The organism is bacterium SCSIO 12844 (assembly GCA_024397935.1).
Classification (GTDB): domain Bacteria; phylum Pseudomonadota; class Gammaproteobacteria; order Francisellales; family Francisellaceae; genus M0027.
The window spans coordinates 2,249,686-2,265,358 of sequence record CP073743.1; the positions used below are offsets into that span (position 1 = coordinate 2,249,686).

Annotated in this window: 11 protein-coding genes; 1 reads left to right on the forward strand and 10 read right to left on the reverse strand. The window is 32.2% G+C overall.

Annotation, left to right across the window (positions count from 1 at the left end):
• Positions 1-230: 230 nt before the first annotated feature.
• Positions 231-1,346, forward strand: a complete 1,116-nt coding sequence (locus KFE69_10065; protein ID UTW41844.1) for an HRDC domain-containing protein — start codon at positions 231-233, stop codon at positions 1,344-1,346.
• Positions 1,347-1,349: 3 nt separating this feature from the next.
• Here KFE69_10065 and KFE69_10070 read toward each other — a convergent pair whose 3' ends face one another.
• The 10 genes from KFE69_10070 to KFE69_10115 form a co-directional block, all read right to left on the reverse strand.
• A complete protein-coding gene (locus tag KFE69_10070) occupies positions 1,350-2,948 on the reverse strand; it encodes a hypothetical protein (protein UTW41845.1) in 1,599 nt (532 codons plus the stop codon).
• Positions 2,949-3,064: 116 nt separating this feature from the next.
• Positions 3,065-3,226 carry a hypothetical protein gene (locus tag KFE69_10075; protein ID UTW41846.1) on the reverse strand — a complete coding sequence of 54 codons (162 nt, stop codon included), beginning with the start codon at positions 3,224-3,226 and terminating at the stop codon, positions 3,065-3,067.
• A 207-nt stretch (positions 3,227-3,433) separates the two neighbouring features.
• A complete protein-coding gene (gene nhaA / locus KFE69_10080; protein UTW41847.1) occupies positions 3,434-4,609 on the reverse strand; it encodes a Na+/H+ antiporter NhaA in 1,176 nt (391 codons plus the stop codon).
• Between the two features lie 46 nt (positions 4,610-4,655).
• Positions 4,656-5,693, reverse strand: coding sequence for an HlyD family secretion protein (locus KFE69_10085; GenBank protein ID UTW41848.1), 1,038 nt, complete (start codon positions 5,691-5,693; stop codon positions 4,656-4,658).
• Positions 5,694-5,765: 72 nt separating this feature from the next.
• The gene (era, locus tag KFE69_10090; GenBank protein ID UTW41849.1) at positions 5,766-6,677 is read right to left on the reverse strand and encodes a GTPase Era; all 912 of its coding nucleotides are present in this window, start codon (positions 6,675-6,677) and stop codon (positions 5,766-5,768) included.
• Between the two features lie 58 nt (positions 6,678-6,735).
• Positions 6,736-7,953, reverse strand: a complete 1,218-nt coding sequence (locus KFE69_10095) for a pyridoxal phosphate-dependent aminotransferase (GenBank protein UTW41850.1) — start codon at positions 7,951-7,953, stop codon at positions 6,736-6,738.
• A complete protein-coding gene (locus KFE69_10100) occupies positions 7,946-9,202 on the reverse strand; it encodes a tetratricopeptide repeat protein (protein UTW41851.1) in 1,257 nt (418 codons plus the stop codon). Before KFE69_10100 ends, KFE69_10095 begins: the two co-directional genes overlap by 8 nt.
• Positions 9,203-9,239: 37 nt before the next feature.
• Positions 9,240-12,089, reverse strand: coding sequence for a response regulator (locus KFE69_10105; protein UTW41852.1), 2,850 nt, complete (start codon positions 12,087-12,089; stop codon positions 9,240-9,242).
• Between the two features lie 61 nt (positions 12,090-12,150).
• Positions 12,151-14,082 carry a DNA mismatch repair endonuclease MutL gene (gene mutL, locus KFE69_10110; protein UTW41853.1) on the reverse strand — a complete coding sequence of 644 codons (1,932 nt, stop codon included), beginning with the start codon at positions 14,080-14,082 and terminating at the stop codon, positions 12,151-12,153.
• Positions 14,083-14,149: 67 nt separating this feature from the next.
• Positions 14,150-15,553, reverse strand: coding sequence for an amino acid permease (locus KFE69_10115; GenBank protein UTW41854.1), 1,404 nt, complete (start codon positions 15,551-15,553; stop codon positions 14,150-14,152).
• Positions 15,554-15,673 lie beyond the last annotated feature (120 nt).

The window sequence follows — 15,673 nt, forward strand, 5'->3', positions numbered from 1 at the left end:
CTTAAGCCATAGGATCATAAGAAATAATATATAACATAACAAAAAAAATCATCTAACTTAAAGGATTTACTTTAAAATAGCCTACACAAGTTTAAAAAATAAAAAATTTATCTATACTTAGATTTGTGCAAAATAATTATTTTGCCTAAATTCAAAATAAGGGTTATACCTTGTATTTCTGAACTTAGACGCTATGATTGCATGGTTATGGATAAAAAGAGAATTTGTTTGTGATTACAACTGACTCTGAATTAAAAGCACTTTGCCAAATATTAAATAATGAACCATTAATTGGTATTGATACCGAATTTGACTGGCGAACAACCTATTTTCCAAAACTTTGTCTTGTGCAAATTGCTACTTTGGATGACGCCTATATTATTGACCCATTATCAATAGATAGTTTGCTCCCCCTAAAACCTATTTTAGAAAATGATAACATCATTAAAATCTTCCACTCACCTACTTATGATTTAAAACTTTTACATCAACATACAGGCGCAACCATTAATCATGTTTTTGATACACAGTTAGCTGCTGAATTTTTAGGTTTTGATCATCAACCTTCTTTAAATGATTTATTATCTTGGTTGATTCAAGTAACTTTAGATAAGAGTGTTAAGCTATCTAATTGGAATCAAAGACCTTTAACTGAAAAACAACTAAATTATGCATTAGAAGATGTTAAGTATCTAATTTCTGCATTTACTAAACTAACTGATAAATTAAGTGCATCAAAGCGACTTAAATGGTTTCATCATGAAATCAGTAATCGCTTTGATCAAGCTTTTTATCAACCAATTGATACTGCAGGCGCTTATTTAAAATTAAAACGTCATAAAAGCTATAAAAACGGTCAATTAGAATATTTAAAAGCATTGGCCACATGGCGAGAAGAAATGGCAATTAATTTAAACAAACCAATACGACGAATACTTGATGATCATTCTATTTACCAAATTATTTATAACCCACCGGCTGATTTAGAACAATTAGCTGACCGCTTTTACCAATTACATAAAAAACAACACCAACTCTATGGTGAAGCAATTCTTCAAATTATTGATACCACCAATGATCAATTAGTTAACCTCAAAAACCAAAAACCACCACAAATAGAAAAATCTCAACCATTTGATGATGAGCTTTTCCAACGTATTTATAATTATTTTAAAAATTTCTGCGAGCAGCACTCTATTATTAGCCAAATGATTGCAACACGATCTGAGCTAAAACAATTTGTAATCAAACCATCGAACCCAAAACACAAATTAAATCAAAGCTGGCGTTATGAATTTATTGGCAAGAAGTTAATCAATCAGCTTATAATGTATGGCGATGAATAAATTTTACTGTGGCTGATGGTGGCTTGTTGTATTTTCTTTTTTACCATTACCTCCAGAGAAAAATAGAGTAATACTTTGTGTTAATTGGTTTGTATCACGATAAGTTTTCATACTGGAGACGGCTTTGATATGTTGATCTGTTAAGCCATTAATATCTTTTAAAGCCTCATACATAACTGATTTTAATCTATCTCGATTATTATTCAGATCAATACGATCACTAAAATCTGAATCAATTAATCGAAGTTGTGCTTTAGATATTGAGTTTAATAATGCATCAGGCGTACACTTTACAAGCTTTGCAACAGTTTCTTTTAATGCTAAAGAAAGATCAGGGGCATCATAAATATTTAAACCAATTTTACAACAATAGAAATTTACATTAGCAAGAAAATTACAGGCTTCAGGTTTACTTTCTAATCCAGAAACATACACTTTATTGACAAGATTAATTACAGATTTTAGCTCATTTAAACGTTCATATGGAACTGAGAATAAAGTACCGCTTTTACCATATAATTGATCATTTGGTTTTTTAAAATCATTGCTTGGGAATAAAGTATTCATAGATTTTAAAATATCAATCATAACTTGATTTGTTACATGCAGGCAAAAATAAGATCGATTGGCATTGTCTTTTGCTGGCCTAATTTTCAATCCACTCGGCATATCTTTTGATATTACTTCACTTAAATTTTTCGATTGTGTCGTAACTAATACAATTGGTTCAATTTTACAGTCAGCCATATCTTGAGGTTTTACTCCAACATCACTTTTATAAATTTCAGAAGTTGTTGGATCTATAATTTGACGATCAACTGCGTAAATACCCTGATATTTTTTAATAAAAGCACCATCTGGGAAACTGCTTTTAGTTTCACCTTTTGTAAAATTAATCGGTGTTTGATCCGTTGTTATATTAACTGGCTGGATATTTTCAAAGTCAGCAGTTGGTGTATTTAAATCACCAATAAGTAGTGTTTTTTTAATCTTATCGTTATCATCACCTGATGAAATAATATCTGAAAAAATTTCTTCATTATTTACATGACGATACCATTCACCCCAAGTATTATGCAAATGAAAGGTTTCTTTAGAGTCATGGTTTGTAATCTCAAGACTTTGCAATCCCTTAACATAGCCATTACTAATCAGTTTTTTACCATCAAATGGTTTAACATCAAATTTATTTTTATTATAAATGCTAAAACAATCATGCTCGCCTATTAACTCAAAATCTGAATCTTGAAGCGCTTTTTTTAACTTATCGATTAAAGTTTCACCAACAACTTCCTGCATCAAATAAAAATCTAATTCATTTTTTTTAATTTGACTTAATATCGACTCTACAATACGGTCTTCTCGTTGGTCATTTTGTTTATCATCCTTTATGAATATATCTCCAAGCCCTGAGAAGGGAGTACACCCCATCACATTCCAAGAGCCAACTTTTAAGTCATCTATTTCATAATAAATTGGCAAATGATCAGAATAATACTCACTCATATCTTGTGGATAATTATCACCAATAATTGGATGTGGTATTAATGGATGAGATCGAGGTTTTTGTTGACATTTATGTGAATGACCTTCTTCAAACATATTAATTGGTATCCTAGTTTAAGTTAAATTGCCTAAATTAGAATATCAATAATTAATTACTTCAAATACGTATCAACTACGGTAACTTAAAAAAGTTAAGTAAAAATATAAGTAAACTATGCTTTCTGAGCATAATCTAAAGATACTAACTGAGTATATGAGTTACTTGCAGTTACAATCTTTATATGATGACTTTTTTGAAAGTAAATTAATGCCACCCCTGCAACAACCAATGCTACTATAATTAAGTAAATAACTAAATATGCTATCTTATTCATTTTGCTACCCTATAAATCGTTATTTTTGTCTTCGAATCTTAACTAAAAGCCTTACATGGCCTTTAGTTAGATTCTATGATTGCAACACCCCTAATAATTACTTTTATTATGAAATTGTTTAATTTATTATTAAGTTTTAAGCATAATATCACACAAATAATAATCAGCAATAGCAGAATTCAAGATTTTATGTTTTCTTTATACTTTCTATTTTTCTTTTTTTATAGAAAGCCTTAGAATTATATAGCCAAATACAGCAGATAATAATGAACCAAGTAGAATACCAACACGTTCATCAAAAAGCATATTATTACCAGATTGCTCAAATGCCAATGAGCCAATAAATAAACTCATCGTAAAACCAATACCTGTTAATATGGATAAACCATATAAATTGGACCAGTTCATATTAGATGGCATATTAGCTAGTTTAAGTTTAATGGTAAGAAAACAAAATAAAAATACACCAATTTGCTTACCAACAAACAGGCCTAATGCAATACCAAGCGGTACATGATGAAATATTCCATGAAACCCAACACCTGAAAAATTAACACCTGAGTTTGCAAAGGCAAAAATTGGTAGAATAAAATAAGCAACTGGCATATTTAATTTATGTTCTAAATTGATTAATGGGGTCACTGTTTTAGATTGTTTTGATTGATAAGGAATAAAAAATGCTAATATAAACCCTGTTAAAGTAGCATGCACACCTGATTTAATCATTGCAAACCACATAATCATACCGATAATCCAATAAACAGTTAAGCTTAAAACATTCAGCCTGTTTAAAACAAATAGTAAAATAATACATAGAGCAACAAATAACAATGCATGTATTGAAATACTAGGGGTATAAAAAACTGCAATAATAATAACTGCAGCTAAATCGTCAAAAATCGCAATTGACGTTAATAATATTCTAACTTCTTTACTTAATTTATTACCAAAAATCGCCAACAAACCAACGGCAAATGCAATATCCGTTGCTGCTGGTATTGCCCAGCCTTCTATCGCACTTTTATCATGGTAATTAAATAACAAATAAATAAATACTGGAAAAACAATGCCACCTAAAGCACCCATTAACGGTAAAACAATTTGTTTTTTCTCTTGAAATACACCTGCTAAAAACTCTTTTTTTAACTCAACACCAACTAATAGAAAAAAGATTGCCATGAAGCCATCATTAATCCAAAGTAAAATTGGTTTTTTAATACCATAGTTATTAACAGTTAAAACGATAGTCGATGATATCAGTTTATTATAAATTACACTTAATGGTGAATTCGCAATTACCATAGCCAAAATAGCCATTAATAATAGAATAACACTGGGTAAGACTGATTTATCAAGTAGTCTACTAAGCATTGATTTTTTCATAAAAAATAATTAGCTTTTAATCTATTTTAGACTAAGCCTATCAGTTTCAGCTTCTTGTATCTACAACAACATTCGCACTAGCCCCAACACGTAATGCAAGATGCTTTGGAATGGGCTCATCAAGTACAACTTTAACTGGGAAGCGCTGGGTTACTTTAACCCAGTTTCCTGTTGCATTTTCAGGCGGTAAAAGTGAAAATACCGTGCCTGAGCCATAACTAATACTTTGAACTATACCATGTAATTTAACACCTGGATACATATCAATTTCAACCGTTACCTTCTGTCCTGGCTTGATACGCTCCATATCCGTCTCTTTATAATTGGCATCAACCCACCAAGTTGTATCTGCAACTAAAACAAATAAATTTTGTCCTTCATTAATCATACTTCCATGACGAATGTTATCGAAATCAGTTACATAACCATCCGCTGGGGCCATAATTTTAGTATAAGATAAATTTAATTCAGCTGTATCAACTTGAGCTTGAGCTGATAAAACTTGTGTTTTAGCAACATCTAAAGCAGATCTAGCTTGGGCTAACTGTGCTTGAGATGCTCTAACTTCAGCATTCGCTTCTTTTAAACTTCCAACAACCTCATCACCTTCTTCTTTAGATGCATCACCTGATTTAACCAGTGCAACAATTCTATCTGCCTTCATTTTAGCAACCCAAGCTTGCGCTTGTGCTTTTTCAACATTTGCTTTATCGACATGAATGAGTTTTTCATCTGATATTACTTGTGCTTGAGCTACTTTTAATTGCGCTTGAGCATTTTCTAAGTCATACTGAAATGCTTGTGGATCTATCTTAAATAGCAGCGTACCCTTTTTAACATACTGATTATTTTCAACATAGACTTGATCAACTTTCCCGGAAACTTCTGCGGCAATATGAATGGCATGCGCATTTACATAGGCATCATCGGTAGAAGGATAAATACTACGATAATAAAAATATCCCCAACAACCAATCACAACAATAATAATAATGCCTAATAAGATAAAAAATTTCATCATGCTGTGATTTGATTTTTTAGCTTGATCTTTATCAGCTAGATTTTGAGTATTCTCATCAGACATAAACAAACCCTTGTATAAATGTATTCCCTATTGTATGAGTACCAATTATATCTTTCCAGTATTTTAAAATAATTAATACAATTTGTAGCCAAAACTTTTTAAGCTAGAATCACTTTCAGACCAGCCTTCTTTCACTTTAACCCACAGTTGTAGATAAACTCGACTATCAAGCAATTTTTCTATATCTATACGAGCCTGTGAACCAATTTTTTTTAATTTTTGTCCCTGTTTACCAATAATCATTACTTTCTGGCTTTTACGCTCAACAATAATTGAAGCACTAATATCAATTAATTGACGACTTTCATCTTCTTTGAAATGTTCAATTTCTACTGTTAATTGATACGGTACTTCTTGGCCTAAGCTACGCATTAGTTTTTCTCTTATAATTTCAGAGATTAAAAACCTAAGCGGTCGATCTGTGACCTGGTCTTTTTCAAAATGAAACTCACCTTCAGGAATATATTTTTCAATTTGTTGTTCTAATAAATTAACTGACTTACCACTTTTAGCTGATAATGGTATGACATTATCAAAAGGGTATTTTTTTGTTACTTGATCAACAAAAGGGAGCAGCTCCTCCTTATTTTTTACCATATCAACTTTATTAATCACTAATACAACAGGTATCTGAATCTTTTCTAAATGATCTAAAATCCATGTTTCTAGTTCAGTCCATTTCAAAGCTTCAACAACAAATACCACCACATCTACATCTCGAATACTTTGAAATGCAGCTTTATTCATAAAACGATTTAATGCTTTTTGCTGTTTTTGATGTAATCCAGGTGTGTCAACATAAATAACTTGTCTATTTTCATCAGTTTTAACACCTAAGATTTGGTGGCGTGTTGTTTGAGGTTTACGACAGGTTATACTAATTTTTTGTTGTAAAATGCGATTTAAAATCGTTGATTTACCAACATTAGGTCGCCCAATAATTGCAACATAGCCACAATAAGTAGTCTCTAATTCTTTATTCATTCATTATACTTAAAAGTAAATTTGATTTTATAAGCTTAAAATATGCCTTATGATACCATTATAAGGTCGCACGATCTAGTTTTGAGACTACCGTTTCACTATAGAAAGCTTTAAAACGTTCACAAGCAATTTCAAGTTTATCCATTGCTGTTGCTAATGACATCCTAAAATAGCCATCCATACCAAAGACACTGCCAGGCATAACACCAATACGAGCTTTATTTAATAGTTGTTCACAAAAATCTTCATCACTTTTAAAAATACCCTTATCAATCAAGGGTATAATTGATGGAAAAAGATAAAATGCACCTTCGGCTTTAGGAACAATTAAACCATCAAATTGGCTGAATGTATCATACATCATCTGATAACGTTGGTGATAAGACTCTACCTGACTTTGAAGTGCTTCACGAGGTAATTTCAAAGCTTCAATTGCTGCTTTTTGCGAAATAGAGGCAGGGTTTGACAGTGATTGTGATTGAAACTTTTTCATTGCTTGAATAATCATTTCTGGTCCTGCTGCAAAACCAATTCGCCAACCACACATGGCATAACTTTTAGAAACACTATTAATTAAAATAATTCTATGAGCTAAATCTGGTGCTACTTCCAAAATATTTTTTACTCGCGCTTCATTACCCCAATATAATTGATCGTAAATATCGTCACTGACAATTAATACCTCTGGATAATCACGTAAAACTTCTGCAAGTGCTCTTAACTCAGACTCTGAGTAAACCACACCAGTTGGATTCACCGGATTATTTAAGATAAATAATCGGCTTTTTGATGTCATTGCATTACGCAATTGTTTTGGCGTGATTTTTAGATCATTTTCAATGGTTGCTTTGATTGCTACAGGTCTTGCGCCAACAACCCTTGCCATATCAGGATAACTTACCCAATATGGAGCAGGATAAATTACTTCATCTTCTACTTCAGTAACACACTGTAGTAGGTTAAACAAACAATGTTTTGCACCAGTTGAAGTAATTACTTCATTAGATTGAAAAGATAATCCATAAAATCGCTGATACCACTCGATAATCGCTTCTTTCATCTCTGGAATACCATCGACTTGCGTATAACGAGTAAAATCATTCTCAATCGCCTCAATACCTGCATTTTTTGCAACTTCTGGTGATGGGTAATTAGGCTCTCCAGCAGTTAATGGAATGACATCAACACCTTCATTTAACAAGGCTAAAATACGTGCGGTAAATGCTAACGTTGCTGATGGTTTTATTGCTTGCACTCTTTTCGATAGCTTAATCATTCCATTTTCCTCTGTAGTGTTGAATTAGTTGCTGTATGTCATAACCATTTTCTTTATCATCTTGAATTTTTTTAACCACTGCCTGAGCTTTTTCAGTTTGACCCATTGCTTCTAATACGCCCGCATAATGAGATGCTACCGTACCAAAAGGCAAAATGTCATAAGCTTCTTCAAGATAGACTAAAGCTTCTTTATGATTTCCTTGTTTATACATCAACCATCCAAGACTGTCCAGAACTTGAGGTATTTTCGGTGCAAGTTTGTGTGCTTTTTTTAGTAGTTCATATGACTCATCAAAATTTGTATTCTCTGTTAAAATATATCCTAATGCACTCAGTGCCTCAGGATGATCTGGCTTTAAATCTAGTGCTGTTTGCATATCTAGTTGTGCTTTTTTATGATTGCCTTGATTGATATGACTTAATCCCCTTAAATAATAAAAATTAACATCATTTGGAAATTCAATAGTCCCTTTTTCAAATGTTGCAGCTGCTAGCTGATGTTTAGATAATACTAATTCTAATGTGCCTTTAATGTATAAAAAACGTTTACGATAGTGTTGGTTGTCAACATAAGGTAAGACCTTGGTAACTATAATTAATGCATATTGTGGGTTTTTCTTATGTACATATAACATCACTAAAGCTAACTGTGCATTATAATAAAGCGCGCCTTCTTTGACAGTTTTATAATAAATAATTGCCTCATCTACTTTAGCATCCATTAAGTATAACTTTGCGATAAAAATCGCTGCATTATTTTTATATTCAGAATGCATTAAAAGTTGCTTAAAATAGCCCATTGCCTTTTCATTTAATCTAAGATCAAATGCTAATAATCCTTTTAGAAAAATCACCTCATGTTGTAACTGTTCATCTGCTTTAATCTGATAAAGTACTTTTTCAGCTTCTAAGTACTTTCTTTCAAATAAATATAATTTAGATAAATAAATTTGAGCTAAAGTATTTTCTGGCTTTATTTCATTCCATTGAATAATTAATGGCTTAGCTTTACTTTTCAATCCTAAAGCAAATGCAAGCTCCATCGCATTTGCCTTTATAACATCATCTTCAGTTTCTTCAGCAAGCTTTAGATAGAGTGTCACTGCCTCAGGCCAGTATTGGCGATTCAGCGCAATTTCAGCAAGCATTAGTTGGAAAAAATGAATGGCTTGATAGCTTTTTTGATTTGTTGATACTGTTTGTGAATAACCGACTTTAATAAATGATGTAAGAATTATAATAGACACAAAAAGGCATAAAATACTTAGGCAATGATTATAAACACTATGAATCTTGCCCTTGATTATCTGAATTGTTTGCCTTCTCATTTTTCGCTGCCTCAAGCGTACGATCAATCGCATCTAAGCAAGCAGTGATTATTTTATCTAACGTTGTTTTATCCGATACTGTTTGATTGCCTATATATTCATTTAAATAAGCCTCTAACTCTCTGATTTTCTTTTTCAATATCGGAACGCCACAATAACAACAACCACCATGCAGTTTATGAACTACTTGCACTAGCGATTGATAGTCACCGTTTTTAGCATACAGTTTAATTTTTTCTTTTGCTTCATTTAGATCTATTAAAAGCATTTCAAACATTTCATAAGCTACTTTCTTTGATCCACCCGCTAACTGTACGCCTAATGCCATATCAATATACTTGTCTGACGATATTTTTATATCCTCATTTGTAATTTTATCAACTTTTTTAATATTTTTCCCAAGCCAGGTTTCAACTAGATAGTTAACTTTTTGTTCTGTAATTGGTTTTGATTGATAATCAGTAAAACCTTGATCTAATAGTTTTTTACGTTGGCCACCTAAAATATCTGCAGTTAAAGCTATGATTGGTGTAGTTTTATTAAGCTTAGTCCTTTGAATTCTTTGAGAAGCTTCGATACCATCAATCTCTGGCATTTGAATATCCATTAAAATCATATCAAATGATGTTTCTTTTGCATGTTCTATCGCCTCTTTCCCTCCAGAAGCTGGTATAACAGTCAAACCAATATTTTCAAGTAAAATTGTAATTAACCTAAGGTTAATCTTATTATCATCAACAGCTAATATAGTCTTATTTTGGTATGATTGTTCACCTGTTGGTGCGCTTAGTAAGGGCTGAGTATGTGATGAGATTGGCTCATAACGCTTAGTAATGACATCATAAAGCTGGCTTCGTTTATATGGTTTGACCAAATAGTATCGAATTTTAGCTGATTCAGCATAATGCTTAGCAATATTATCATCCATATTTAATAATAAAATAATGGGTGATTTGGTAAAGTTCTCAATATCATCTAATAATGATTTCCTCAATACAGGCGCATCTGGAAGATTGGTATAATCTAATATTATGACATCAATTTCATTTTGTTTATCAGCAACCAAGTCAATTAAAGCTTCATCTTTTAATATAAACTGAGTATTCGCTTGCCAATATTGTAGTATATGATTTAATGCAGATTTTGAAGTTTCATCATCATAACGAACAACAATTTGTTTACCTTTTAGGTCATCTTTTTCTCTAATTAATTCAGCTTGAGATATTTTCTTAAGCTTAATTGTAAACCAAAAAGTTGAGCCTTCACCTAAGCCACTTTTAAAGCCAATTTCACCATCCATCTTTTCAATTAAACTTTTACAAATAACTAAGCCTAGCCCCGTACCACCATAACGCCTTGATGTTGAGCTATCAGCTTGGGTAAATGCTCTAAATAATCTATCTTGCTGGCGATCTGATATACCAACACCTGAGTCTTTTATTTCAAAGTAAAGATAATAATGCGCATAATCTTCAGTTTTATATTTAGCTGTAACAATCACATCACCTTTTTCCGTAAACTTAATGGCATTACTAACTAAGTTCATTAGAATCTGCTTAAATCGTAAATTATCACCCATAACATACTCTGGCACATCTGGATGAATATCAATTAATAGATTTAGAGATTTTTCTAATGTGACTGGGCGCATTAAAATAATAATTTCTTCAATACTTTCATAAATATTAAATGTTGACACTTCAAGCTCTAATTTGCCTGATTCAATTTTAGAGAAGTCCAAAATATCATTAATAATTCGTAATAAATGGCGGGATGATTTTTGAATCGTATCAACGTAATCATATTGTTGTTGTGTTAAATCTGTTTTTAGTAAAAATTCAGTAAAACCAATAATCCCATTCATTGGCGTACGAATTTCATGGGACATATTAGCTAAGAAGTTACTTTTAATTTTACTGGCTTCTAATGCTTGTTTTCTAGCAATATCTAATTCAGCATTTTTAATTTCAATGGTCTCTAGCGTTTCTCTTAAATCAACCGTTGCCTGCTCAATATTCTTCTGCATCTCTTCATGTGATGTCTCTAGTGCTCGGGCCATTTGGTTAATACCACCTTCAAGAATCTGTAACTCACCACTGGCGCCAGTTTTAACTCGAGTTTGTAATTTACCATCACGAAGTAAGCTTACTGCACTAATAATACTAATTAGAGGTTCACTAACATCACGGCCCAGTCGAATACCAAATAACACACTAATTGCAAGCCCGATAAAACTAATAGCTAAAGTTGCAACAACGGCTTGATATTCATTAAGCGTTGTTTGTGTTCTACTTAAACCGACAACAACCCAACCAAGGCGACTATTTGTATCTCTTTTAAATCCTTTTGGCAGTTTAACTCCACTTATTTTATTAAAATCAGATAATAAAACTGAATGTAATAATACTGGAGAGACAAATAAGGTATTACCTTGCTCTTGAAATGTTAAAATACTTGCATGATGAATGTTTTGTAACTTTGAAAAAAAGTCATCATCTATTTTCGGTGCTTTACCAGTATAACCGACCACATGTCCATCTGAATCATAAATAGCAGCAACTTCAACATCAGTATGTGACATCATACTATCAGCTAATTTTTTTAATATCTCATGGTTATGCGTAATTAGTCCATATTCACTAGAAGCAACCAATTCTGTTGTTAATGTTCTGCCTCTAGTCATTAAATTACTATTTAAGTCAGAAATTCGCATACTAATAAAATAAATACCCAATAGCACACTAATTGTTAGTGTTGGCACTATCGTTAATAATACAATTCGTGTGCGAATTCCCCAACTTTTCATTTATTCTCATTCCTACTTAATCAAAGCCTGCCTAAAGTATATAGGTTAACACCACTAAAAATCACCTGCCACGCATAAAAAATTTATCTAAATCTTTAAAATCTAATTGAACCCATGTTGGTCTGCCATGATTACATTGATTACTTCGTACTGTTTTTTCCATTTGTCTTAAAATCTCATTCATCCCTTCAATGGTTAATTGATCATTTGCTCTAACAGCACTATGGCATGATATTGTTGCTAACAATTGATTAAAATAGGCTTCTAACTCTTTAGAAAAACCTAACATTTTAAAATCAGTTAATAATTGCACAATCAAGTTTTCCAAATCATTTATTTTTATAAAAGCTGGAATACTACGAATTACTATCTCTGATTGCCCAAGAAGTGACATTTCAAAGCCTAATTCACTAAAAATATCATTAAATTCTTCAAAAGTAATTAAAGCTTCTTGTGATAATGTTATTGTAATTGGAATCAATAAGGTTTCAATTTTACTCATCTGATCTTTTTGCCAGCTGGATTTTGCACTTTCATATAAAATTCGTTCATGTGCAGCATGCATATCAACTAACACCAAGCCTTTTTTATTTTCAGCCAAGATATAAATACCATGTAGTTGTGCTAAAGCAAAACCTAATGGATATGTTTCTTCTTCTATTAAAGCTTGTGATTTAGATTCTGTAGTCGTACTACTTAATTGCTGGTCTAATGATACTTGCTCTTTTAATAAGCTTTCAGCAGCAATGCCATTATTCTCTAAAGTATTAACATCTTCTGTGATTAACTCTGATTGATTTGGAAAGATCAAATCAAGTGAGTCATCAAAAAGCTCACTACGTTTACCTAGCTTATGATAAGCAGTAACTTGCTCATTAACTGAAACTACCTTATCATCTTGAGGTAGCTTTTTATTACTCTGATGAATTGTTGTTTTGTTATCTGTTTGATGGTCAGCTTCTTCAACTGTTTCAGTAATTGATGGCATGGTTTTGTCTAGAGCTTGATCAATCACTGAATAAATAAAACTATGTACTTTTTGAGAATTATGGAATCTCACTTCATTTTTAGTTGGATGAACATTAACATCTAATTGATCTGACTGTATTGAAAAATACAATACATAAACCGGATAACGGCCATGATATAGTACATCTTGATAGGCTTTTTTGATTGCATGAGTCACGACTTTGTCTTTAATCATACGCCCATTAATATAAAAATACTGCATATCTTGAGTAGCTTTGGCAATTTCAGGTTCCCCAATCCACCCCCAAAGTCTTATGCCTTCTGATGAAGTTTTATCAACTTGAATTGTGCGTGTTAAAAAATCTTTACGTCCTAGCTGACTGACTCGCTCTAGCTGTTTATCTATAGAATCGGCTATTGGTAACTGCTTAATCACTTTACCATTATGAATTAAAGTAAATGCAATATTAAAATAGCAAAGCGCAAAACGTTTGATCAATTCATCAATATGAGCAAACTCAGTTTTATCCGTTTTTAAAAACTTACGTCTTGCTGGCGTATTAAAAAATAAATTCTTTATTACAATGCTAGTACCTACTGGTAGTGCTGCGGGCTTTAGATCAAAACTATCTTTTTCTTTGCCTTTTTGTATCACTTCCCATGCCATATCAGCTTCACAATGCTTTGAAATGAGAGAAACTTCTGATACAGAAGCAATACTAGCTAATGCCTCCCCTCGAAAGCCCATTGTTTCAACGGATTCTAATTCAGAGAGTTCATAGATTTTGCTTGTTGCATGCGCTGATAAAGCCAAAGCCAAGTCATCTTTTAAAATGCCACTACCATTATCTTTAATGCAAATAAATGATTTACCACCAGCTTCAAGCTCTACTGTAATTTCGGTTGCTTGGGCATCAATACTATTTTCAATTAGCTCTTTTACAACTGAAGCTGGCCGCTCAACCACTTCACCTGCTGCAATTTGATTGGCTAATAAGCCAGGTAACGCTTTAATCCTACGCATAAACTTAAATTCCTCTCTCCTATTTATGCGCTTTATTGTAGCAGCCTAGCTATGTCCTTACAAATTCTTAAGTACTAGGCAATTTATCTAGTTGTAGCTTATTATGCTTATTCAAATAAGTATATAGCTTATGAGCTAATATAATTATAATAAACCCAACTAATGCACCATATTGCTTTAAAAAACCACCGACCGTTAATGTTTCAGAGACATCATAACTTTGGCCTATAATGATTAGCCCGATAAATACCATTGATATTAACGGTGCATAAGGAAACCATTTTGCCTTATAAACCAATTGTGACGTATCACCTTTTATAATTTTTTTCCTAAAGCAATAATGACTTAACGCAATCCCAAACCAAGCAATAAAGCCACATAATGAAGAAACATTAATAATAACTGCAAAAAACCTACCATTTCCAATGAATGAAGCTAAAAATATGCTAGAACCTACTAACGCTGTCGCTAAAAGCGCATAAACAGGAAGGCCATAAGATGTTGTTTTAGCAAATAATTTTGGCACTTGCCCTGAATTTCCCATATGCCATAATGTTCGTGTTGATGCATACATACTTGCATTTGCAGCTGAAATCAAAGCAACTAAAATTACTAAATTTAAAAAATTTGTTGCAAACCCAAGACCAAAATACTGTTGAAATACAAGTGTAAATGGACTCGATTCAATACTGTCTTGCTGCGCAAGTGCTGGATCATTAAAAGGAATTAAAAGACTAATAAAAAGTGTTGCTAATACATAAAATAAAAATAATCGCCAAAATACAGTTCTTACAGCCTTTGGAATACTTTTTTGCGGATTTTTTGTCTCACCTGCACTAATGCCAATTAATTCTGAACCTTGAAATGAAAAACCTGCAACTAAAAAAACTGCGACAAAACCAGCAAAACCATTATGAAATGGACCATCTGCAATTGTAAAGTTACCAACACCTAAATCATGATGCTTAAAAACAAGAAAACAACACAGCACAATAAATAGTACAATTACTGCAACTTTTATAAATGACATCCAGTACTCTGTTTCACCATAGACACGTACAGAGAATAAATTAACAAAAAAAACCAAAAAGAAAAATATAGCAGATAGTAAAAGGGTAGAACTTTCAGGAAACCAAAATTTCATAATAATTACTGCAGCTGAAATCTCTGCTGCAATGGTAATTGCCCAGTTAAACCAATAGTTATAGCTCATTGCCATTCCAAACGATGGATCAACATATAAAGATGAATACTCACAGAATGATCCTGAAGTTGGTCTATGCGTTGCCATCTCCCCTAATGATGTCACTAAAAAATAGACCATCACTGCAATTAACGCATAAGCTAAAATTGCACCACCTGGTCCTGCGACATGTAATGCATAACCACTGGCTAAAAAGATACCAGTGCCAATTGAGCCACCCAAAGCAATCATATTTAAATGACGAGTTCGTAATCTCCTTTTTAACATTATCTATATTTCTCCTTTTTAAAAACAAATAGATAGCTTTGTTTACTATAACTTGAACGCCAAACAAGAACAATCAGAATATTAATAGCGTTTATTTGATTAGATTATAAGCGAATTACT

Excerpts from the sequence above, each read along its gene's own strand:
- KFE69_10070 (UTW41845.1), bottom strand. The coding sequence starts at position 2,948 with ATGTTTGAAGAAGGTCATTCACATAAATGTCAACAAAAACCTCGATCT.
- KFE69_10085 (UTW41848.1), bottom strand. The coding sequence starts at position 5,693 with ATGTCTGATGAGAATACTCAAAATCTAGCTGATAAAGATCAAGCTAAA.
- nhaA (UTW41847.1), bottom strand. The coding sequence starts at position 4,609 with ATGAAAAAATCAATGCTTAGTAGACTACTTGATAAATCAGTCTTACCC.
- KFE69_10115 (UTW41854.1), bottom strand. The coding sequence starts at position 15,553 with ATGTTAAAAAGGAGATTACGAACTCGTCATTTAAATATGATTGCTTTG.
- KFE69_10075 (UTW41846.1), bottom strand. The coding sequence starts at position 3,226 with ATGAATAAGATAGCATATTTAGTTATTTACTTAATTATAGTAGCATTG.
- KFE69_10105 (UTW41852.1), bottom strand. The coding sequence starts at position 12,089 with ATGAAAAGTTGGGGAATTCGCACACGAATTGTATTATTAACGATAGTG.
- mutL (UTW41853.1), bottom strand. The coding sequence starts at position 14,082 with ATGCGTAGGATTAAAGCGTTACCTGGCTTATTAGCCAATCAAATTGCA.
- KFE69_10095 (UTW41850.1), bottom strand. The coding sequence starts at position 7,953 with ATGATTAAGCTATCGAAAAGAGTGCAAGCAATAAAACCATCAGCAACG.
- era (UTW41849.1), bottom strand. The coding sequence starts at position 6,677 with ATGAATAAAGAATTAGAGACTACTTATTGTGGCTATGTTGCAATTATT.